This window comes from Paracoccus maritimus, assembly GCF_025195095.1.
Taxonomy (GTDB): Bacteria; Pseudomonadota; Alphaproteobacteria; order Rhodobacterales; family Rhodobacteraceae; genus Paracoccus; species Paracoccus maritimus.
The window spans coordinates 1-20408 of the sequence record NZ_JANAVZ010000002.1 but is presented as its reverse complement, the minus strand read 5'-3'; the positions used below and the strand labels follow the sequence as shown (position 1 = coordinate 20408).

The window sequence follows — 20408 nt, the reverse complement described above, 5'->3', positions numbered from 1 at the left end:
TCGCGCCCGCGGCCCGCGCTGCCAGAACTGGGCACGATTTGGGCCCGGAAGGCCGGGCGCTGCCCGGCGCGTCGCGTCGGGCGGATGCGGCAGCGGGGCCGGACGATCATGCGAACGCCTCGTTGAAGCCTGCGGGCCGCGTCGGCACCCCGGGCTTGGCGCGACGCGGCGTCAGGTCCAGCACCTCGACCTCGTCCAGACCCAGATCGATATGCGTGGCCATCAGCGCTGCGCCGCCCGCCGCCAGATGATCCCGCACCGCTGTCGCGAAGCGTGCCACCGACGCCGTGTCCAACGACACGGTCGGCTCGTCAAGGATCCACAGCTTCCGACCGGTGACCAGCAGACGCGCCAACCCCAATCTACGTTTCTGACCCGCCGACAACGCCGCCGCCGGGCGATCGGCAAGCCCCCGCAGGTCCATTGCAGACATCGCGGCATCCAGCCCGCCACCGCCAAAGATTTCCGCCCAGAAGCGCAGGTTTTCAGTCACTGTCAGCGCGGTCTTCAGCCCGTCGGCATGGGCCGCGTAGGCCACGGCGTCGTCTGGCATCGCGATCCGGCCCTGAACCGGCGGCTGCAATCCGGCGATGGTGCGCAGCAATGTCGTCTTGCCGATGCCATTCGGGCCGCGCAGGATCAGCGCCTGCCCGGCCGCCAGAGAAAAAGTCACCCCTTCGACCGCCCGCATCCCGCCGCGCGCGACGGCAAGATCCTGGACGGTCAGCAGACTCATACGGGAAGAAGGGCGCAGGCGACGCGGCGGCCTTCCGACAGCGTCACGTTGTAGGTCCGCGCGGCGGTCGGAGAGGCCATCGCCTCGACGGCGATCCCCGCGTCCTGCAGCGCCTGCGCCAGGTCCGGCGGCAGATGCGAGATGTCGGCGCCCATGCCAACGAACAAGACGTCGATCCGGCCTGCCAGGGACAGCAGTGCCGACTGATCGGACAAACCGCCCCAGCCGCGGCCGCCGCCCTCGGTCACCAGCACGGCCCCCTGGAACACCTTGCCCCCCACCCGGAAAAAGCCGGGACCATAGCCGTCGACCGGCACCGCCCCGTCGAAATCGGTGGGCTTCATCGCCATCAGGGCGCCTCGGCGCCCGAGAAGGGCGAGCCGTCCTGCTTGGGGTCCTTTTTCGACCAGTCGCGCTTGACGCCCAGCCATAGCACCACGTTCTTGGCCACGTAGATCGACGAATAGGTGCCGATGATGATGCCGAAAGTGATGGCGAAGACAAAGCCGCGGATCACATCCCCGCCCAGAACCAACAGCGCGATCAGGGCGACCAGCGTCGTCCCCGAGGTCATCACCGTGCGCGACAGTGTTTCGTTCACCGACAGGTTCATCAGATCGCGCAGCGGACGTTTCTTGTATTTCATCAGGTTTTCGCGCAGCCGGTCGAAGACAACCACGGTATCGTTGATCGAATACCCGACGATGGTCAGAAGGGCTGCGATGGTGGTCAGGTCGAACTTGATCTGGAACACCGCAAACACGCCCATGGTGATCAGCACGTCGTGAACCAGCGACACGATCGCGCCCATCGAGAACTGCCATTCGAAGCGCAGCCAGATATAGAAGGAGATCGCCACAAGCGACGCCAGAACCGCATAGACCGCGGTCTGGATCAGCTCACCCGACACCTTCGGGCCGACCGATTCGACCGACGGGAAGGTGATCGACGGATCGACCTGCTGCAGCGCCGTCTCGACCGCAGCGATGGTTTCGGGGGTGACGGATTCGGTGCCTTCCTGCGCGCTGATGCGAACCTGCGCGACATGCTGATCCTCGCGGAAGGTCGGGTCATAGACCTGCGTGATCGCGACATCGCCAAGATTCAGCGGCTGCAGCGCGGCGCGGTATTCACCGACATCCACCTGCTGTACGGATTCGGTCCGGATCGTGGTGCCGCCCTTGAAATCGATCCCGAAATTCAGGCCAAACATGAACAGCGCCACCACCGACAGCACGGCCAGAACCGACGAGATGCCGAAGGTCAGGGCCTGCCAGCGGAAGAAATCGATCCGCGTTTCGTCGGGGACAAGTTTCAGACGAAATGCCATGTCAAACCTCGATCTTGCGCGGGCGGGAACGTTCGAACCACGCCACCGTCATCAGCCGCGTCACATACAGCGCGGTGAAGACAGACGTGACGATACCGATGGTCAGTGTCACGGCAAACCCCTTGACCGGCCCCGAGCCCAGAACGAACAGGATCGCGGCGATGATCAGCGTGGTGATATTGGCGTCCACGATGGCGGACATCGCCTTCTCGTAGCCCAGTTCGATGGCACGGGCCGGGCCGCGCGCGGTCTTCAGCTCTTCGCGTATCCGTTCGAACACAAGCACGTTGGCGTCAACCGCCATGCCGATGGTCAGAACGATGCCCGCGATACCGGGCAGCGTCAGCGTCGCCCCGATCATCGACAGCACGCCGAAGATCATGCCCATGTTCACCGCGAGCGCGACCGAGGCAAACACGCCAAGCAGCCCGTAGGACAGGCACATCAGGACGATCACCGCGACGAAGCCGACGCTGGCCGCGATCTTGCCCGCGTCGATGCTGTCCTGTCCCAGTTCGGGACCGACGGTCCGTTCCTCGAGGAAGGTCAGTTCCGCCGGCAAGGCACCCGCACGCAGCAGCACGGCCAGGCGGTTCGCCTCTTCATAGTCCATCGAGCCCGAGATCTGCCCCGAGCCTGTGGTGATGGCCTGCCGGATCACCGGCGCCGAAATCACCTGATTGTCCAGCACGATCGCGAAGGGCTGGCCGACATTGGCGCTTGTATAGGCACCGAACTTGCGCGCCCCGGTCGGGTTGAACCGGAAATCGACCGAGGGCATGCCGTTCTGATCTGTCGATGGCAGTGCATCGGTCAGTTCTTCGCCGGTGACGACGGGCGTTTCCTCGATCGTGTAATACACGCCTTCCTGATCGGCTGCGGGCAGCACGACCTGCCCGATCCCTGCGCGCGCATCCGGATCGGCAGAGGTGCCGACGACGGAATTGAAGGTCAGCTTGGCGGTCGTGCCGATCAGCGCCTTCAGTTCGGCGGCCGACCCGATGCCCGGTACCTGAATCAGAATGCGGTCGGTGCCCTGACGCATGATCGTGGGCTCTCGCGTGCCGACCTCGTCCACGCGACGACGGATGATTTCCAGGGATTGCTGGATGGTGCGGTCGTCGGTGATCGCCTTTTCGGCCTCGGACAGCTGAATGGTGATCGCGCCGCCCTGCGCGTCGATCGCAAGGCTGGACTGCCCTGCCCCGGTCAGCGAGGTGACGGGTTCGGAAAAACCGCGCACGATCTCGACCGCGCGTGACAGCTGGTCGGGGTTGCCGATCTCGATCTTCAGCGTGCCGTCGGGGGCCGCGACACGCCGCACCGCGCCGATCGTGGCACGTTCATCGGCCAACGCGCGGCGCAGCTCCGGCCACAGCGAATCCATGCGCGCCTTGTAAACCTGATCGACCTGCACTTCGCCAAGAAGATGCGCCCCACCGCGCAGGTCCAGTCCAAGATTAACCAGCCCGCTTGGCAGCCAGCCGGGCCAGGCATCCCGCGCCGCCACCAGTTCCGGTGTCGTCACGCCGGTTTTCTCGATACTGGCCACGGCGTCGTTATGCGCCTCGACCCGATTGTAGAACAGGTTGGGCATGGCATAGGCCAGACCCAGAAGGCATATCCCGATGATCAGGATGCGCTTCCATCGGTCGATCTGAAGCATCTCGGCTTGCGCCTTTCAGGTTGTGGCGGCTCAGGAATTGGCGGCGGCCGGTTCGGTCTTGCTCAGCACCTGCGACACGGTCGAGCGGACGATGCGGACCTTGACGCCCTGCGCGATCTCGACTTCCAGCTCGTCATCACGAACCGAGGTGACCTTGCCCAGAATGCCGCCCTGGGTGATGACGTGATCGCCCTTTTTCAGCGCCTCTACCATCGCGCGATGCTGCTTGACCCGCTTTTGCTGCGGCCGGATCATCAGGAAATACATGATCGCGAAGATCAGGATCAGCGGGATGAATTGGGCGAAAGCGGCACCGGTTCCGGCGCCGCCGGCAGCCTGGGCAAAGGCGGGGGTTGCGAACATCAATCTTCCTTTCGGTGTCCGGACCGGAGAAACCGGCCCCTCGAATTGGCGCGCAACCTATCCGCGCCGCCGATCATTGGCAAGAAAGGCCGGACACGACATCCTGCAAGATGCAGAAACGGGTTCGTGAACGGGCCTAACGGTCCACCGGCTGCGCGTGTTCGACAAGGCGGGCAAAGAAACTGGCCCCGACAGGTGCGATCTCGTCGTTGAAATCGTAACCTGGGTTGTGGACCCCCGGCCCGTCGCCCTGCCCCAGGAACAGATAGCAGCCGGGCCGTGCGTTCAGCATGAAACTGAAATCCTCTGCCCCCATCTCTCGTCCCGCATCGTCACAGACCAGCGCCTCGCCGGCGATCTCGCGCGCGACCGATGCCGCGAAGGCGGTCTGTTCGGGGTCGTTGACCGTCGCGGGATAGCCTTCAAGCCAGTCCAGCCGGGCGGTCACGTCATAGGCCGTCCCCTGCCCCGCGCAGATCTGCGTCATCCGGCGGCGAACCATGTCGCGCACCTCGGGATCGAAGGTGCGGACCGTGCCGCAGATCCACGCGGTATCCGGCACGATATTGTCGGCGCTGCCGGTGTGGATCTGCGTGACCGACAGCGCCAAGTCGTCCAGCGCATAGTGATTGCGGCTGGAAATGGTCTGGATCGCGCTGACGATCGACACCGTCGCCACAATCGGATCGGCTGTCAGATGCGGCATTGCGCCGTGTCCTCCGCGACCAGTGACATGGATCTCGAACCCGTCAACGGCCGCCATGATCGGCCCCGGAGTCGTTCGGAAACTGCCCGTCGGTTGGCCCGGATTGTTGTGCACCGCAAACACGCGCGTGATGCCGAAACGCTCCAGCATGCCGTCGCGAACCATCGCGTCACCGCCGCCGCCATCTTCCTCCGCAGGCTGAAAAATCAGGGCCACACTACCTGCAAAATTGCGTGTCTCGGCCAGGTATCTCGCCGCCCCCAGCAGCATCGTCGTATGCCCGTCATGCCCGCAGGCATGCATCCGGCCCGGCACGGTCGAGGTCCATTCCACCCCGCTTGTTTCCTCCAGCGGCAGCGCGTCCATGTCGGCACGCAGCCCGATGGTCGGGCCGTCGCCCTGCCCCTGCACGATCGCGACGATCCCGGTCCGGCCGATACCCTCGTGTATCTCGTCCACGCCGAAATCGCGAAGCCGGTCTGCCACGAAGGCCGCCGTCCGATGACACTCGAATCCCAGTTCGGGATGCTGGTGCAGATGGCGGCGCCATGCGGTCATGTCATCGGCGAAATCGGCGATTCGGTTCAGGACGGGCATGTGGACTCGGGCCTCGGGCTGTGGCACTCGGTTCTGCATCTGGACCCTGCACGGGGAAGTTGCAATGACCAATCCGACCCGCGATCCGGCCGCCGAAATCAGCCGACTGATCGACATCATGGCCGCGCTGCGCGATCCCTCGACGGGCTGCCCATGGGATATCGAACAGGATTTCGCGTCGATCGCACCCTATACGATCGAGGAAGCGCACGAGGTCGAAGACGCGATCCAGCGTCGTGCATGGGACGAGCTGCCCGGTGAACTGGGCGATCTGCTGTTGCAGGTGGTCTTCCACGCCCAGATGGCGCGCGAGGCCGGAATGTTCGATTTCGCCGACTGCGCCGCGGCGATTGCCGACAAGCTGATCTTTCGGCATCCGCATGTGTTCGGCGACGAATCCCGTGACAAGTCGGCAGAACAGCAGGTCCGTGACTGGGAGGCGATCAAGGCGGTCGAACGTGCCGGCAAGGCCGAACGCGGCACGCTGGACGGCGTTGCGCTGGGACTGCCGGCGCTGACGCGCGCGATCAAGCTGCAGAACCGCGCGGCACGGGTAGGATTTGACTGGCCAGGCGCGGACGACGTTCTGGACAAGATCACCGAAGAGACCGCCGAACTGGTCGAGGCGCGGGACCAGCTTGGTCCGGACGCGCTGGAAGAGGAATTTGGTGACCTGATGTTCGTGATGGCCAATCTGGCCCGGCATCTGAAGATCGACCCCGAACTGGCGCTGCGGCGCGCGAATGCGAAGTTCACCCGCCGATTTCAGGCCATCGAGGCCGCACTGGCGACCGAGGGCCGCCGCCCCGAAGACAGCGACCTGGCCGAGATGGATCGACTGTGGGATCGTGCCAAGGCCGCGGAAAAGGCCGCCGAATAGCCGGCAACGCCCGATCTCAGCCCATCAGCGCCTTGCGCAGCATATTCAGCGCGACAAGGAACAGAAAGATCGCGAAATAGCGCTTCAGACGGGCCGCATCGGTGCGATGGGCCAACGCCGCGCCCATCGGTGCGGTGATCAGCGTCATGCAGATCGTGACCAGAAACGCCGGAAAATTGACGGACCCGACCGTCCAGGGGGGCGCGTTCGTGACCGGCAGCAACAGAAAGGCAGCGACCGAAGGCACCGCAATCAGCACGCCAAACCCCGCCGAGGTCGCGACGGCGCGATGGATCGGTCGGCCGTGCAGGGTCATCAGCGGCACGCCGATACTGCCACCGCCGATCCCCAGCAGAACCGAAAAGAAGCCGATGAACGGCGAGATCACGATCCGGCGCCAGCCCGCCGGCATCTGGTCCGACAGCCGCCAATGCGACCGAGAGATCGCCATATAGCTGGCGATGATCACCACCAGCACGGCAAAGATCACCTGCAGTGTCGCGGTCCGCAGCGCGCCCACCGTCAGCACGCCGACCAGCGCCCCAAGCCCGATCCCCGGCGCCCAGCCCTTCAGGATCTGCCAGTCCACCGCCGCCTTGCGATGATGGGCCATGACCGAACGAAGCGAAGTCACGATGATCGTGGCCAGCGACGTCGCCAGACACATTTGCATGACATCCGGGCCACCAAAACCGGCCTGCGTGAAGACGAACAGGAACGCCGGCACCAGCACGATGCCGCCGCCGACGCCAAGAAGCCCGGCAAGAATGCCCGCGAACGCACCGGTGGCCAGCAGCGTCAGGGTCGGAAGGAGAAGATCGCTCATGGCGCAGCCACTAGCGCGATGTCGGTCTTCTGACCAGTGCCAACCTGATCACGCCGCAAGCCGCGTCACCTGCGACAGGGCCGCATCATAAACCTCGATCCCGCCCGTGCTTGCGCCTTCGGACAGGGTCCGCTTCCAGCCGCGCGCGCCCGGCTGGCCGTGAAACAGTCCCAGCATGTGTCGGGTAATCTGGTGCATCCGGCCGCCGGCCCGCAGATGCGCCTCAATCCGGGGTCGCATCGCAAGGGCGACCTCGGCGGCCGACCCGAACGGCGGCGGCGCCCCCCAAAGCGTATCGGCCTTGCCTAGTATGTCCCATGGCTGATGATAGGCGGCACGCCCCACCATCACGCCATCCATGACCTCAAGATGCTCGCGCACCTCGTCCAGGCTGGTGATCCCACCATTCACCGAAAGATGAAGATCGGGAAACGCCTTCTTCATCGCATGAACCAGCGGGTAGTCCAGAGGCGGCACGTCGCGGTTCTCGCGCGGGCTAAGACCCTGCAGCCACGCCTTGCGGGCATGTATGGCGATACGGCGGGTCCCCGCCGCACGCAGCCGCGAGATGAAGTCGGGAAGAACCGTCGCAGGGTTCTGATCGTCAACCCCGATGCGGCATTTGACAGTGACCTCGACCGGGCTGACCTCCTGCATCGCCGACACGCAATCGACGACCAGATCCGGCTGCTTCATCAGCACGGCCCCGAAGCAGCCCGACTGCACCCGATCGCTGGGACAGCCCACATTCAGATTGATCTCATCATAGCCCCATTCGCTGGCGATCCGCGTCGCCTGCCGAAGCTCTGCCGGATCCGAGCCGCCGATCTGCAGGGCCAAAGGATGCTCAATCGCATCATGGTCAAGCAAACGCGCGCGATCCCCGTGAATGATCGCAGGTGCGGTCACCATCTCGGTGTAAAGCAACGCATGACGCGACATCAGTCTGTGAAAAGACCGGCAATGCCGATCCGTCCAGTCCATCATAGGTGCGCACGACATACGCCAAGGTACGATATTGTGCGATTTTCTTTTCATTGCTGACGTTTATCGCAGCTTGGGCAGTCCCGCCAGAGCATGTTTCAGGACCGTTTATTGCTCGTCCGAGCCCGTTTTCGATCAAGTTACAACAAATGTTGCGCCTGAATCGCGATGTTGTAGCTCGGCCCTACCCCTCTCCGTTCGTCTTTGGGTGATAGGTTCCAATCCGTGCGAGCAAGTTTGCCGCCATTCGCTGCGCCGCGCGTGAACTGTCAGAATGCGAGACTTTCCAGACCGTCACTTGAATGACCATACTAGGCGTTTTCGGCCCTCAACGGACTTCCACGCCCGGAGCAGCAGGTGGCCGGAGCCAGCCCCTATGCGGACGGTCGGAGCAGATGCGAAACATGTTGCAGGTGCGGAAATTTGCGACGGCCTCACTAAAGGCGGACACTCGTTACCATCCTGCCGAACTCGGTGAGGCTGCAGATGGCTCAGGCGGCAGCGGCGCGCACTGCACTTCCCAAAGGCTTCGTCCAGCGCGTTCACTCTGGGCGAAACCTCGCCGCTATAGGCGGTCAACAGTGGGTCGATATCGATGGGGCGGAGCGTTTGGTGCAGGACAAAGCGATATTCATCCGGGCCTACTCGGGTGGGCAAGTGCTTCAGCCTGCAGCGTGAACGTCGTGAACAGCGTCAAGAGCGGCACACACAGGGTCCGGCAGCCGTTCCAGACGCTCCGCCACCATCTCCTGCAGTTGCCAAAGATGCAGGTCATGGACGCCGGCCCGCTCCAGTTCGGTGACAGTATTCAGCAGGTATTCAGCCATCGTGCCGATGTGCCCCACGGCCGAGGCGAGCATGTCGGCCAGCTCATCCATCGCAGGCTCGGGCCGGTACAGCGGAAAGCCGGGGTCGGCGGCGAAGAGTATCGCCTCGACCAGGCCGGTCTCGGTTTCGGCGGTCGCGTGTTCGGGCGGTACCGGGGGCTCTTTCTGCAGAAGGCTCACCAGCGCGCTCAGCGGGTCGTCGCCGGTGTCCATCCGCAGGACCACACCGGAACAGGCTCCGCCCCGATCGAGCGACATCATCAACCCCGGCGTTGACGGGCAGCCACGGAAGCGCCGGTCGGTCAGGCAGAACGCCCGCCGCCACCCGGTCACTTGCGCGGCCCGGCGTTCGGCAACCTCCATGCGCGGGTTCCAGATCAGGGATCCTGCAGCGAAGACCCAGACCGCGCCTTGCGTGTCGAGCCGCTCAAGGAGCCCGGCAGCGGTCCGGTGGTAGAACTCCGGCGGGGGATCTTCGAGCATCACGGGCCCGCGTTCATCGAAGCGCGGCGGCAGCCGATCGACAAGGGTGCGCGTGAGGCGCAGGGTCGGGACGATGGGCGGATGCTTCAGGCCGGACATCAGTTCAGGCACCGGTCGAGACAGGCGAGCCAGTTCTTGCGTGCAAGTTTCGCGATCAGCGGGGCGTCGTAGCCATGCGCGGCCATCGCCTCGAACAGGTGCTGTACGCCGGTGACGTCGCCGATCAGGTCGGGCAGGACGCAACCGTCGAAGTCCGACCCCAGCCCGACATGATCCTCGCCCGCCTGCGCGATCAGATGGTCGAGGTGGCGCAGCATCACGTCCCAGCCGGTGCCTGTGTCCGCCGTGCCATTGGCGTTCAAGTAGAAGGTAGCAAAGTTGAACCCAACCATGCCACCGCGCTCGCGGATCATGTGCAATTGCCGGTCGGTCAGGTTGCGCGGGCTGTCACACAGCGCATGAGCGTTGGAATGCGTGGCCACCAGTGGGGCTGAGGAGACGCGGGCCACATCGTCGAAACCCTTTTCGTTCAGATGCGACAGATCGATCACGATGCCCAATTCATCGCACAGGCGCACCAGATCAAGGCCTGCCTCAGTGAGGCCCGGCCCGGTGTCGGGGCTGCCCGGAAAGGCCATCGGCACGCCGTGGCCAAAGATCGTCGGCCGGCTCCAGACTGGGCCAAGTGAGCGCAGGCCCATGTCGTAGAACAGGTAGAGCGCGTCAAGGTCGGGGCTGATCGCCTCGGCCCCTTCCATATGCATCACGCCCGCGATGATGCCGGCCTTCATGGCTGTGCGGATGTCGGCCACCGATCGGCAAACGCGGAAGTCATTGGGTGCCGAGCGTTCCATCCAGTGCAACAGCCCCGCCATGGCAAGCGCGTCAGGCTGGGCCTGGGGATGTTTCATTTCGGGCGGCATCGGCAGGGCGTAGGGCGGATCGGCCATCAGTACCTTAAAGTCGGGCGGTGGGCCGCTGGACGCGGGTGGCACGAAGATTGCAAAAAGCCCTCCCGCAAAGCTCGCATCCTTCATACGAGCGAGGTCCAGATGACCGCGGCCAGCTGTGCCCAGCCAGGTCTCTTCACGTGGGGTCGGTGTTTTCAGTAATCGCAGCAGAAAGTCGTTATGGCCGTCGAAAAAGGGAGTGGGCGCGGTCATTGGGCAGATTCCTTGTTTGTGAGCGCAGCGAGGTGGGCATCCACCGCGCATAACAGGTCGCTGCAATGCGCATCGGTTATCCCGAGATGCGTGAAATGCCCGACGATATTGGCCAGATAATCTCGGCTGGTGCCAAGATCGCCCGCCCCATGGGCGATATAGCGGACCTGTTCCGCGTAGGTCAGGTCGGGGCGCACGTCCGGCACTTCGTGGTCCGCGACAAAGGTCAACACGCGAATATCCGCATCGCCGATCCGGGCCGGGACAAACCGGGCGAGGTAGCCGGGCGCGATCATCTCGCGTCGGAACAGGATCTCGGTCTCTGCTTCGACATCCGCCGCCGCGATTCGAAAGGCCAGCCCCTCGCACCCGTCGCACCCTTCGACGGCATCCAGCGTCGCGAACAGGCCCGGCGCCTCTTCGGTGCCGCGGCCGCCCCTGGTGTCTACCAGGATCAGGCGGCGGGCATGGCCCGCGACATGGGCACGCCGCACCTCGGCAAAGCGCAAGGCCGGATCCCACATCAGCGACCCATAGCCGAAGATCCACAGATCGCCCGAATGGTCGGCCAGCGCCTCGGCCCGGATCGCCTCGCGCTGCGCGTCGGAATGGACCCAGTCGCGTAACGCCTCCTGTTGGGGGTCTGCTGCCATGATCGCCTCAACGTTGAATGTTCGAAAGTAGGACGTCTCGGTGTCCGCGATCCGGTCGCGCAATTCAGGGTGATGGGCAAAAGGGTCGGTCAGTTCAGGCAAGGCGGCTCTCCTCTTTGGTCTCGCGGACCGGTATCATTTCCATGCAGATGTCGACGCCTTCGACGATGCCCGGAAAATCCGGTGAGCCGGGCACGTCACGAAATCCGGCGCGCCGGTAAAGCGACTGCGCGGCATGCAGTTCGTGATGGGTGGACAAACGGTAGCGGACGTATCCGGCGGCCTCGGCCTCGGTCAGCAACACTTTCAGCATCTGCGCGCCGATCCCGTGACCCCATCCATCGGGACGCACGAACATGCGCTTGATCTCCATCGTCGTCGCGTCCTGCCCGTAGAAGGCGACACAACCTACCGGCGCCGCGTCGAGCCGCGCCAGCAGCAGACAGCCCGAGGGCGGACCGAAGCGTCCCGGCAGGCCGGCAAGCTCGGCTTCGAGGTTGGCGAAGACCGACGGGTTCGGGTCTTTCTCGCCCTTGGCCAAATTCTCCATCGCCCAGGCGAAGAAGTCGCGGAACAACGCCCGCACGGCGTCGAGGTCTTCGGGCGTCTCGGCGCGAGTGATGGTCAGGGTCACGGCAGCACTCCGCACCGTCATCAGAACTGTCCAGAATAGTGCAGCATAACGGCCTGTACGTCCAAATCACCGGAAAAGGCGTCGGGGTTGCGTGCGGTCATCTCACGAACGAAGTCCCGGCGCGTGCGCGCGTCGTCCGGATCGGCGGGCGCGGACATCCGCGTGGCAAGGCTGCGTAGCAGGGCAGCGGCGCGGCGCAGCGAGGCAGCGGGGCGGAGGGCGAAGGCGAGGTTGGTGTCGATGGCGGCCATGATCGGGATCCTTCAAGGCTTGCAGTGTTTGATCCGGCTTGATCCTCTGACGGAAATCTGCCGCGCACTATCCGGGTGATTTTGGTTTCTGTGTTCGATATGATCGAACAATGATGGATCACCTTGCCCGGATGGCGGTTTTTCAGGCCGTGGCGGATGCGGGATCGTTTCGCGGTGCGGCGAAGCGGCTCGGCATTTCGCCATCGGTTGTCAGCCACCATGTCAGCCAGCTCGAGATGCAGCTCGATCTGCCCTTGTTCTATCGGTCGACGCGGAACATCTCGTTAACCGATGCGGGGGCCGAACTGCTGCGTAGCACGCGTCTGATGACTCAGGCGGCCGATAAGGGCATGGCGGCGATGCAAATGCGCAAGGCACAACCCGTCGGCCACATTCGGGTGACGCTGCCGTCAGGCGCACAACACCCCGCGTTCGGGGCAGCCTGGGCCCAATTGCTGAAGAGATTTCCCGGACTGACCTTTTCGATCACCTTCACGGACGCATTCAGCGATCTCTCGGGATCGCAGTTCGACCTCGCGATCCGGGGTGGAACGTCCGGTCTTAAGGATTCAACCTACAAATCCCGCCTGTTTCGACGCTTTGAAGTCTGGCTGACTGCATCACCAGACTATGTGACGGCCCGGTCGCCCGCAAAGGTAATCGAGGATCTGGCGGCCTGGGACTGGATCGAGTTTCCACCCGGGTTGCGCATGAACGATTTTCTGCTCGAGCCGAGGCCTGCCGGTCAGCGTGTCGAGCCCCGCATCGCGGCCACGCTGGATTCCATGTTGGTGGCGGAAGAACTCGCGCGCGAAGGGATTGGCTTTCTTGCGATCCCTAAAGATGTGGTCCAAGACCATGTGCGGGACGGGAGGCTTGTGCGTCTTCTTCCAGATGTGCCGCTTCGTCCCATAGAAACCTATGCGATCTGGCCAGCCAATGTGGGTGACGCAAGCCCGGTTCGGATGGTGCTGGATTTCCTGCTCGAGAACTTGCCCAAGAGCCGCAATTGAGGTCCGGGCAGGTCACTGAAAACCATGTCACGATTCAATGACAGGAAGTCGGGGCTCGCGTGTATCGACGCATCGCTCTGCCGGTAGCACCGCGGCAAGCTAGTCTGGTGCAATACAATGCAGAATGTCGATACGGCTGAACGGCAGCAAGATCGGCCGGTCGTGTAGATGGCTAGGCCCACCGATTGAATGGCGGCTCCCACACACCATTGAAGCGATCCACCCGCTTACCGGCAGGCGGCGGAAACCCCTGCATAAGACCAAGCTCCAGATGAGTTGCGGTATCGAAGGGTTCGGAGATCGCCATGGCAGTAGTCGCCTTTCCAACACTGTCTTCCTCAGCTCCCGCACCAGAAGTGAACGGTTGGGCTCGTGCGGGTCTGACTACCAGGCTAGCATTGCGTGGTAGGCATGACGGCTCCCGACACCGCCCATGTCCGCTTCGGGCTCAGAGTACGAATTCGTCGCAGTTTGAACGAACGACGGCTTCAGGGAACCTGATGTACCTTCTCGTGCAGAACCGCCCCAGAAGAAGCGGCGCACTGGGGTCCGATCACCAGAAAAAGTGGCCGCTATATCGTCCTTGGTCAGCGGCCGGAGGATCGAGGGATACAGAGGCGAAAGCGCTCGCATGTCTGAGTAGAGTAGCGGGCCGGCAAACCGGCGTCCGAAAGTTACAACATTTTTTACAACATGCCCTATCAGGCCCTGGCAAAGCCTTCAGAATAAAAAGGGAAATTCGAACTACCCGTTCCATCCATCATGGGGGCCGTGGACAATCTAGCATTCTGATTTATTTGCATTTTTTGCGTATCTTCAAACTGTTGGCGGGGGATGCTGCTACGCTGGAATACGCCACAATATCCCCGAATTTGCCCCTCTACGACGACTCATTGCACACACGGCGCACACGAAAATGGCCTTCATCACCAAGCTCCCCTCCGGTGCCTACCGGCTCCAGATCAGACGAAAGGGCCGCTACGCGAGCGAGACTGCCCAAAGCCGCGACGACGCCCATCGACGTGCCCGCCAGGCGAAGACCCAGGTCGATCAAGGGCTGGCGCCGAACAAGTCGTCCGTTTCCCGTCTTCAGACCTTTGCCGACCTCATCGACCTTCATATAGACGATATGTGCGAGGTAGGGAAACCGCCGCGTCGCGTGCCAAAGCCGCCTCGCTCACGACGCTCAAGCGCGATCTGGGCAAGGAGAAGATCGGACACCTCGACCGCTCGAGGCTGATCGACTGCGGCAGGATGCGCGCGAAACAAGGTGCGCGCCCGGTGACCCTGGGGATCGATATCGGAGTGATCCAGGCCGATGACACGCGTCCTGATTTTCGCGGTGTCCACCGCCATGCGGCTCAACGAGTTCTGCCGCGTCGAATGGACCGCTTTAGACGTCGTCCGCCGCAGGCTCATAATCCGCGACAGAATGGACCCGCGCAACAAGACCGGCAACGACCAGCGTATTCCGATTTTCGCTGCCACAGGCTTCGATGCCTGAGCAAAGAGTGTTCGCCGGGCGTCCGATCTGCTCTGCGATTCAACGTAAGGCTGATATCCATGCACAAAAAGACACGTTCCAGAGGCCAACGTAGAAAGCTACCTCTCAATCAGTTTGAAAGGTAAGCCACATGTCCAGATTTCTCATGTTTTCTCTCGTTCTCCTCGCGGCATGCGCCCACAAGCCCGACCCATGCGCTCACGAATGCATCAGCGCTTTCGTGGAGTGGGAAGAAGGTTTCGCCCCTCTTCCTTGACCAACACCGTCGCCACAAGCCCCTTCCAAGCTCCGCCACCGATGGGAGAGGTTCACAAATCACATCGTTTGAGACTGGACTGAAAAACGAGAGGTTCTTCAGCACGCCATTCGATGCCCATGATTCGGGATACCACCTTCAGTGTTGAAACTGTCAGCCTGCACGTATGCATCGACATCGGCTGAAAGCAGCTGTCGGTCGAGGACCAAGCCATCCTTCGTCGCAAGATCGGCCACAGATAGAGGTGCTGCAGAGCGTCCAGAATCCCACCCTCTAACGTGGTCGGGTGGGCTGGAGGCACGCGTTGCGCTCCCCCGCCCCCCCAGCGCATGGAAACGGCAATCCAGCGGGCCGTTACCCGACCCGTTCGGATCAGCTTACATGGCTTTGAGTTCCTCCACGGCCGCCATGCAGGCTTCTTCGTCTCCCGATGCCAAGGCGTGATTGGCGCGGGCCATGAGGGCCTCGCGATCGGCATCGACCTTCATCGAGGGCCCCCGCGAGGCGGCATCGGCCGCGTCAGCGGATTCCGACATCGCCGGGTTTTCTGGACCTGAGTCCGCCTGCGCTTCCTCCGCGGCCGTTGGCTCGCCATCCTGCTGCGCCTCGGCGTCCTCGCCCGACATCGCCTTCATCTCCGTGCTTCCGGAGGCTTCTCCTTCAAGAGGAGTATGCGTGCCGTCCTTGGAGATTCCATCGCCAGTGGCAGATGCCTCGGCGCCGCTAGCGTCGGTAGCGGCCATTGTCTCGCCCGACGCGCTCTCGCCATCGCTCGACATCAAGGTTCCGTCGCTTGCGGTCGTATCGCTCGGATCCGCTGCAGGTGCAGCGTCCGTTTCCGCAGAATCTTCGGACTCGGCGGGCTGTTCAAGGGGCGCCAGCGATCCGTCCTTCGAGATGCCCTGGGTCGCGGCGCCAGCGGCGCCGTCTTCGGTCAGCGAGGCCAGTTCCTCGGCGCAGTCGGCATAGACCCCCGACCCCATGATCGCCAGGGCGCAACTTGCCATCAATGTCGTGTGCATCTTCATGTCATTTCCTCCCGAAATGTCAGTTGATGCCCGGGAAACGGCGAGCTGAACCGATCTGTTCCGTCAGCAGACAAAGATCAGTCGTGCCTCGGCGGCCGGTCGAGAGCCGGTCGATCAGGCCTCAGGACTGCTAGCGCCTTTTTCCAGACCGGAACTTGCGCCCCCCAGACCGCGCGCCGCGAGATCGGCGACACCTATGTCGGGTCCGCAGGTCTAGCTGCGGTGTTCGAGAACCGGCTGGTGTCTGTCCGCACTCGCCTTTTCGATAAAGTATTCTGCTGCAAAGAGGTGAAACGGCGCTGGCTCGCAGTGCCGGCACTCCAGCGCTTCAAGATCATCGGCGCCGCCAGCGAAGGGCTCCTAGCCTTGGCAGCTATTTGGGACCGGGGGCCCGCGATGCCAAGATGGTTGCAGACGTCAGTGCGCAAGACGATGATGACACCAATCTCGCAAGCCCGGCCAAACCATTTGGGTTTGCAAAGCAGCGCACCCGAAATCACAGCCTGTTCTATCGCGGCGTCAACCAAGCCCTGATTGCCAGCCCAAAGAAAACGACCGCGGAAATTCGGTTCAGATGTACCCGGTCAGCACCTCTTGGAACGTGTGAGTTGATTTCGTAGCCAAGGGTATCAGGCTCATCGCAACCGCCAGGAAGTGGAGCTGAGACGCCAACTCGGAAAAATGTAGCCGACGGCAAAGTTGATTGTGAAGTTCATCCGCAGGCGTAGATGGAAGCACCATTCGGAAGATCAGGATCGTGCCTGAAGGGCTTAGCGGCGAGGAGAGCTTTGCTAAGATCTGCCGGCAAGACGGAATCGCGATCTTCGCCGTGAGCCTGCTCACTCGCGACCGCTTGCTGGTGCTGGTTTCGCTGGGGCACCTCGCCGTCGCCCTTCGCTGGTTGCGGTCTCGTGGCACGGCATCTGAACCGGCCAGGAAGGACCAGATACTCTTGCCCTTGACGGGCTAGTCTTGACAGCTTTGCTTGTCATCCTGCCCGTCGGAACCCCATCCGGTCGACTGACGTTCGATCAGTGGAGGGGCTTGCATGACAAGACTGCGCGCTCGGATTTTCACCAAGCCGATTCACGGTTGGGCCAAGAGGGCGCTGCCCGCCCTTTCCCAGACCGAAAGCGAAGCATTGACGGCCGGTGAAGTCTGGTGGGAGGCCGAACTGTTTTCGGGCAACCCGGACTGGTCGAAACTCCGCGCCGTCAAGGCACCGCAGCTCAGTGCAGAGGAGCAGGGCTTTCTCGACGGGCCCTGCCGCGAACTCTGCCACATGATCGACGACTGGCAGATTAACCACGTGGCCGCCGACCTGCCCGCCGAGGTCTGGAGTTTCCTGCGCCGGCACAAGTTCTTCGGCATGATCATTCCCAAGTCGCATGGCGGCCTCGGCTTTTCTGCCTTCGCCCATTCCGAGATCATCCGCTACATCTCGACCCGCTCGGTGGCCGCCGCCGTCACCGTGATGGTGCCCAACTCGCTCGGTCCCGGCGAACTGATCCACCAGTTCGGCACCGACGATCAGAAGAGCCACTGGCTGCCCCGCCTGGCCGATGGGCGCGATCTGCCCGCCTTCGGGCTGACCAGTGCAGAGGCCGGCTCGGATGCCTCAGCGATGGTCGACGAGGGCGTGATCTGCAAGGGCAGTTGGGACGGTGAAGAGGTGTTGGGCATTCGCCTCAACTGGGCCAAGCGATATATTACGCTCGCTCCGGTCTGCACCGTTCTTGGCCTCGCCTTCAAGCTACGCGACCCCGCCGGGCTGCTCGGCGATATCGAAGACATCGGCATTACCTGCGCGTTGGTTCCCACCGACCTCGAGGGCGTCGAGACCGGCAACCGCCACCTGCCCTCCTCGACAATGTTCATGAACGGGCCGACCACAGGCACCGATGTTTTCATCCCGCTCGAGAATATCATCGGCGGGCCGGAATATGCCGGGCGCGGCTGGATGATGCTAATGTCGGCACTAGCCGCCGGACGCGGCATCTCTCTGCCCTCGATGGGCTGCGCGGCCATCGCGCTCTCGGCCCACACCACCGGAGCCTACGCGCGCATACGCGAACAGTTCAACCTGCCGATCGGCAAGTTCGGCGGCATCCAGACCCCCATGGCTCAACTCGCCTCGGACGCCTACGCCATGGATGCCGCGCGCCACCTCACCTGCGCCGGACTGGACGAGGGACGCGCGCTGTCGGTGATCTCGGCGATCATGAAGGCTCATGCCACCTACAGGATGCGCGATGCGCTCAACCATGCGATGGATGTGCACTCCGGCAAGGCGGTCATTGACGGCCCTTCGAACTACCTCCAGCCGCTCTACCGCGCCGTGCCCATCGGCATTACCGTGGAAGGCGCCAATATCGTCACCCGCTCGCTGATCATCTTTGGACAGGGCTCGATCCGCGCCCATCCGCACATGCTCGACAACATGATGGCCCTCCAGGAGGACGACCCGGAGACATCGCTAAACGCGTTTGACAAGAGCTTCTGGGCCCATGTCGGCCACACGACCAAAACGATATTCCGCGCCTGGAGCCGCGCACTGACCGGTGGTCGATTTGCGCCTGCTCCGGATGCCGGGGCAGCCGTGCCGATCTACCGCGAGCTGTCGCGCTGGTCGGCGGCTTATGCGCTTACCGCCGATTTCGCTTTCCTCACCCTGGGCGGCGAGCTCAAGCGCAAGGAGATGATCTCGGGCCGGATGGGCGACATCCTGTCGGAAATGTACATCCTCTCAGCCGCACTCAAGCGGTGGGAAGATGAGGGCCGCCAGCAGACCGACCTGCCGGTGCTGCGCTTTGCCGCCGCCGAGGGATTCAAACGCATCCAGACCGCGCTGGACGAGGTGATCGCCAACCTGCCTGCCCGTTGGGCCGCATGGGTGCTGCGCTTTTTCACCCTGCCCGGCACCACCCGCCGCGGCGCTGACGACCGCCTGACCGAGGCAGTGAGCGCGCTGATCTATGAGCCCTCCGAGGCCCGGAACCGGATCACCGGTCGCGTCTTCGAGGGTTGCAACCGCGACGGCGTGCAAGTGCTCAACCAGTGCTACGCCAAGGTCGTCGAGTTGGCCCCGGTAATGAAACGCCTGCGCGATGCGAGGATGCCGCCACGGGAGGCGGTCGAGGCGGGCATCCTCAGCGAGCCCGAGTTGGCCCAGATTGAGGCGATGCAGGCGCTGGTGAATGAGGTGGTCGCGGTCGATAACTTCACGCCCGAGGCGCTGGCCGAGCTGTACCCGGTTCGAACGCCAAATCGCGGCCCCGCCCCACGGGCGGCCGCGGAATGAGCGGACATACCACCCAGCGCGCCTTTATCGTCGATGGCGCGCGTCCGCCCTTTCGCAGGATTCAGAGCGGGCCGCCCCCCATCACTTCCGTCGACCTGGCGGTGGAATCTGGTTGCCCTCTGCTGGTTTGCCGGCCCTTCGATCGCACCGTCTTCGACGTGGTGCTGCCTGTCTGCGTCAAGGTTCTCGCCGATTGTCTGTCGGCCGTCACCACCCTTGGAACATCCGGCCCGTCCACAGGATGACATCACCGCTTCCCATTCTGGGCGAAATGGATTTTGGCAACGCAGGGGGCGCATTGGGACGCAGATCGGTCGCCAGCGGCACGCACTGGGCATCTCGGCAGCAGATGAGAAGTCGAGTTCTGCTTACTGACCGCGCCCTTGCAAGACAATCTTCGGGTCGGGCGCAGTTCCCCACATGAATCGTCTGCAGCCCAGGAGCGCGGTCCAAAGGTGAAGACAGCCGCCAGGCGGCCGCGAACGCCAGGTGATCCACCCTGCCCTTCCTCAGGTTCCGAGAAATCCACAACAAGAAACTGCCGAACGATTTCTACTTTCATGTCTGCATATTTCGATCGGCGGGCAGAAACAGGAACCTCCATCACATGCCGGCGATCGCTCACGACAAGTTCTACACCCCCGGCCCGATGGCCCGAAAATATGTCGGCGACTTGTGGCGGGTGCACGGCATGCGGCCTGACGACCTGTTCATCAAGCCTTCTGCCGGTGCCGGTGCGTTTTGCCCCCATCTTCCGGCGGAACGCCTGATCGCCATCGACATCATGCCCGAGGGCCCGGGCATCGCGATCGGGGCTTTCCTCGGCTTCACGGCACCCGATCATCCCGGCCGTCGCGTCGTGATCGGCGATCCGCCCTTCGGCCGCAACGGCCCCCTCGCCCGCGCCTTCCTGCGTCACGCCATGAGCTTCGCCGATATCGTCGCCTTCATCCTGCCGGCCTCGTCCGCCAAACCCTCCATGCGGCGTGGGATCGATCGCAGCTTCCATCTGGTCCATTGGACCAGCCTCGCCGGTCATCCTTCGAAACCTGCGATGGCAATCATGCGGCGAACACGGTGTTCCAGATGAGCCGAGGCTGTGTGGAAACTCGGCCTTATGGTAGACTTAGACATGGTGGTGGGAGATCGGCATGTCGGGTTTCATCGAAGGCACTGTGCGGGAACAGACGGCTCTTTTTCCAGATCG

General features: G+C 63.2%; 20 protein-coding genes. 6 read left to right on the top strand and 14 right to left on the bottom strand.

The genetic code is table 11. The annotated features are described in order from the left end of the window. Positions 1 to 106: 106 nt before the first annotated feature. The 6 genes from ccmA to MU516_RS03180 form a co-directional block, all read right to left on the bottom strand. Entirely contained in the window at positions 107 to 736 is a 630-nt protein-coding gene (gene ccmA / locus MU516_RS03205; protein ID WP_260275765.1) for a heme ABC exporter ATP-binding protein CcmA, read from the bottom strand. Further along, positions 733 to 1086: an Mth938-like domain-containing protein gene (locus MU516_RS03200; protein ID WP_260275764.1), complete on the bottom strand. Its 354-nt coding sequence runs from the start codon at positions 1084 to 1086 to the stop codon at positions 733 to 735. Before MU516_RS03200 ends, ccmA begins: the two co-directional genes overlap by 4 nt. Then, positions 1086 to 2066 (bottom strand): protein translocase subunit SecF, encoded by a 981-nt coding sequence (gene secF, locus MU516_RS03195; RefSeq protein ID WP_209056342.1) that lies wholly within the window; start codon positions 2064 to 2066, stop codon positions 1086 to 1088. Before secF ends, MU516_RS03200 begins: the two co-directional genes overlap by 1 nt. Before the next feature lies 1 nt (position 2067). Further along, the gene (gene secD / locus MU516_RS03190) at positions 2068 to 3732 is read right to left on the bottom strand and encodes a protein translocase subunit SecD (RefSeq protein ID WP_260275763.1); all 1665 of its coding nucleotides are present in this window, start codon (positions 3730 to 3732) and stop codon (positions 2068 to 2070) included. Between the two features lie 30 nt (positions 3733 to 3762). Then, on the bottom strand, positions 3763 to 4095 hold the full coding sequence (gene yajC, locus MU516_RS03185) for a preprotein translocase subunit YajC (RefSeq protein WP_260275762.1): 333 nt from the start codon (positions 4093 to 4095) through the stop codon (positions 3763 to 3765). Positions 4096 to 4231: 136 nt separating this feature from the next. Continuing rightward, positions 4232 to 5398, bottom strand: a complete 1167-nt coding sequence (locus MU516_RS03180; RefSeq protein ID WP_260276240.1) for a M20 aminoacylase family protein — start codon at positions 5396 to 5398, stop codon at positions 4232 to 4234. A 64-nt stretch (positions 5399 to 5462) separates the two neighbouring features. Between MU516_RS03180 and mazG the strand changes: the two genes are divergently transcribed. Further along, positions 5463 to 6278 (top strand): nucleoside triphosphate pyrophosphohydrolase, encoded by an 816-nt coding sequence (mazG, locus tag MU516_RS03175; protein ID WP_260275761.1) that lies wholly within the window; start codon positions 5463 to 5465, stop codon positions 6276 to 6278. A gap of 16 nt (positions 6279 to 6294) precedes the next feature. Here the strand turns inward: mazG and MU516_RS03170 are convergent, their stop codons facing one another. The 7 genes from MU516_RS03170 to MU516_RS03140 form a co-directional block, all read right to left on the bottom strand. Continuing rightward, positions 6295 to 7104, bottom strand: coding sequence for a sulfite exporter TauE/SafE family protein (locus MU516_RS03170; protein ID WP_260275760.1), 810 nt, complete (start codon positions 7102 to 7104; stop codon positions 6295 to 6297). Positions 7105 to 7152: 48 nt separating this feature from the next. Continuing rightward, the gene (gene dusA, locus MU516_RS03165) at positions 7153 to 8142 is read right to left on the bottom strand and encodes a tRNA dihydrouridine(20/20a) synthase DusA (protein WP_260275759.1); all 990 of its coding nucleotides are present in this window, start codon (positions 8140 to 8142) and stop codon (positions 7153 to 7155) included. A gap of 608 nt (positions 8143 to 8750) precedes the next feature. Then, positions 8751 to 9497: a gamma-glutamylcyclotransferase gene (locus tag MU516_RS03160; protein WP_260275758.1), complete on the bottom strand. Its 747-nt coding sequence runs from the start codon at positions 9495 to 9497 to the stop codon at positions 8751 to 8753. Next, positions 9497 to 10561, bottom strand: a complete 1065-nt coding sequence (locus MU516_RS03155; protein WP_260275757.1) for a dipeptidase — start codon at positions 10559 to 10561, stop codon at positions 9497 to 9499. The genes MU516_RS03160 and MU516_RS03155 overlap by 1 nt, the downstream gene beginning before the upstream one ends. After that, positions 10558 to 11316 (bottom strand): gamma-glutamylcyclotransferase, encoded by a 759-nt coding sequence (locus tag MU516_RS03150; protein ID WP_260275756.1) that lies wholly within the window; start codon positions 11314 to 11316, stop codon positions 10558 to 10560. Before MU516_RS03150 ends, MU516_RS03155 begins: the two co-directional genes overlap by 4 nt. Next, on the bottom strand, positions 11309 to 11848 hold the full coding sequence (locus tag MU516_RS03145; protein ID WP_260275755.1) for a GNAT family N-acetyltransferase: 540 nt from the start codon (positions 11846 to 11848) through the stop codon (positions 11309 to 11311). The genes MU516_RS03150 and MU516_RS03145 overlap by 8 nt, the downstream gene beginning before the upstream one ends. 20 nt (positions 11849 to 11868) lie before the next feature. Continuing rightward, the gene (locus MU516_RS03140; protein WP_260275754.1) at positions 11869 to 12099 is read right to left on the bottom strand and encodes a hypothetical protein; all 231 of its coding nucleotides are present in this window, start codon (positions 12097 to 12099) and stop codon (positions 11869 to 11871) included. Positions 12100 to 12209: 110 nt separating this feature from the next. Between MU516_RS03140 and MU516_RS03135 the strand changes: the two genes are divergently transcribed. Next, positions 12210 to 13112, top strand: a complete 903-nt coding sequence (locus tag MU516_RS03135; protein ID WP_260275753.1) for a LysR family transcriptional regulator — start codon at positions 12210 to 12212, stop codon at positions 13110 to 13112. A 1318-nt stretch (positions 13113 to 14430) separates the two neighbouring features. After that, positions 14431 to 14616 (top strand): site-specific integrase, encoded by a 186-nt coding sequence (locus tag MU516_RS03130; RefSeq protein ID WP_260275752.1) that lies wholly within the window; start codon positions 14431 to 14433, stop codon positions 14614 to 14616. A 633-nt stretch (positions 14617 to 15249) separates the two neighbouring features. On the opposite strand, the gene MU516_RS03125 is transcribed toward MU516_RS03130, so the two are convergent. Further along, positions 15250 to 15900, bottom strand: a complete 651-nt coding sequence (locus MU516_RS03125) for a prolipoprotein diacylglyceryl transferase (protein WP_260275751.1) — start codon at positions 15898 to 15900, stop codon at positions 15250 to 15252. Positions 15901 to 16948: 1048 nt separating this feature from the next. Here MU516_RS03125 and MU516_RS03120 point away from each other — a divergent pair. The 3 genes from MU516_RS03120 (at position 16949) to MU516_RS03110 (ending at position 20291) form a co-directional block, all read left to right on the top strand. Then, positions 16949 to 19201 carry an acyl-CoA dehydrogenase gene (locus tag MU516_RS03120; protein ID WP_260275750.1) on the top strand — a complete coding sequence of 751 codons (2253 nt, stop codon included), beginning with the start codon at positions 16949 to 16951 and terminating at the stop codon, positions 19199 to 19201. Beyond that, positions 19198 to 19446 (top strand): hypothetical protein, encoded by a 249-nt coding sequence (locus tag MU516_RS03115; protein ID WP_260275749.1) that lies wholly within the window; start codon positions 19198 to 19200, stop codon positions 19444 to 19446. The genes MU516_RS03120 and MU516_RS03115 overlap by 4 nt, the downstream gene beginning before the upstream one ends. Positions 19447 to 19808: 362 nt before the next feature. After that, positions 19809 to 20291: a hypothetical protein gene (locus MU516_RS03110; RefSeq protein WP_260275748.1), complete on the top strand. Its 483-nt coding sequence runs from the start codon at positions 19809 to 19811 to the stop codon at positions 20289 to 20291. Positions 20292 to 20408: the final 117 nt, after the last annotated feature.

Excerpts from the sequence above, each read along its gene's own strand:
- ccmA (WP_260275765.1), bottom strand. The coding sequence starts at position 736 with ATGAGTCTGCTGACCGTCCAGGATCTTGCCGTCGCGCGCGGCGGGATG.
- MU516_RS03200 (WP_260275764.1), bottom strand. The coding sequence starts at position 1,086 with ATGGCGATGAAGCCCACCGATTTCGACGGGGCGGTGCCGGTCGACGGC.
- secF (WP_209056342.1), bottom strand. The coding sequence starts at position 2,066 with ATGGCATTTCGTCTGAAACTTGTCCCCGACGAAACGCGGATCGATTTC.
- secD (WP_260275763.1), bottom strand. The coding sequence starts at position 3,732 with ATGCTTCAGATCGACCGATGGAAGCGCATCCTGATCATCGGGATATGC.
- yajC (WP_260275762.1), bottom strand. The coding sequence starts at position 4,095 with ATGTTCGCAACCCCCGCCTTTGCCCAGGCTGCCGGCGGCGCCGGAACC.
- MU516_RS03180 (WP_260276240.1), bottom strand. The coding sequence starts at position 5,398 with ATGCCCGTCCTGAACCGAATCGCCGATTTCGCCGATGACATGACCGCA.
- mazG (WP_260275761.1), top strand. The coding sequence starts at position 5,463 with ATGACCAATCCGACCCGCGATCCGGCCGCCGAAATCAGCCGACTGATC.
- MU516_RS03170 (WP_260275760.1), bottom strand. The coding sequence starts at position 7,104 with ATGAGCGATCTTCTCCTTCCGACCCTGACGCTGCTGGCCACCGGTGCG.
- dusA (WP_260275759.1), bottom strand. The coding sequence starts at position 8,142 with ATGAAAAGAAAATCGCACAATATCGTACCTTGGCGTATGTCGTGCGCA.
- MU516_RS03160 (WP_260275758.1), bottom strand. The coding sequence starts at position 9,497 with ATGTCCGGCCTGAAGCATCCGCCCATCGTCCCGACCCTGCGCCTCACG.
- MU516_RS03155 (WP_260275757.1), bottom strand. The coding sequence starts at position 10,561 with ATGACCGCGCCCACTCCCTTTTTCGACGGCCATAACGACTTTCTGCTG.
- MU516_RS03140 (WP_260275754.1), bottom strand. The coding sequence starts at position 12,099 with ATGGCCGCCATCGACACCAACCTCGCCTTCGCCCTCCGCCCCGCTGCC.
- MU516_RS03135 (WP_260275753.1), top strand. The coding sequence starts at position 12,210 with ATGATGGATCACCTTGCCCGGATGGCGGTTTTTCAGGCCGTGGCGGAT.
- MU516_RS03130 (WP_260275752.1), top strand. The coding sequence starts at position 14,431 with ATGACACGCGTCCTGATTTTCGCGGTGTCCACCGCCATGCGGCTCAAC.
- MU516_RS03125 (WP_260275751.1), bottom strand. The coding sequence starts at position 15,900 with ATGAAGATGCACACGACATTGATGGCAAGTTGCGCCCTGGCGATCATG.
- MU516_RS03120 (WP_260275750.1), top strand. The coding sequence starts at position 16,949 with ATGACAAGACTGCGCGCTCGGATTTTCACCAAGCCGATTCACGGTTGG.
- MU516_RS03115 (WP_260275749.1), top strand. The coding sequence starts at position 19,198 with ATGAGCGGACATACCACCCAGCGCGCCTTTATCGTCGATGGCGCGCGT.
- MU516_RS03110 (WP_260275748.1), top strand. The coding sequence starts at position 19,809 with ATGCCGGCGATCGCTCACGACAAGTTCTACACCCCCGGCCCGATGGCC.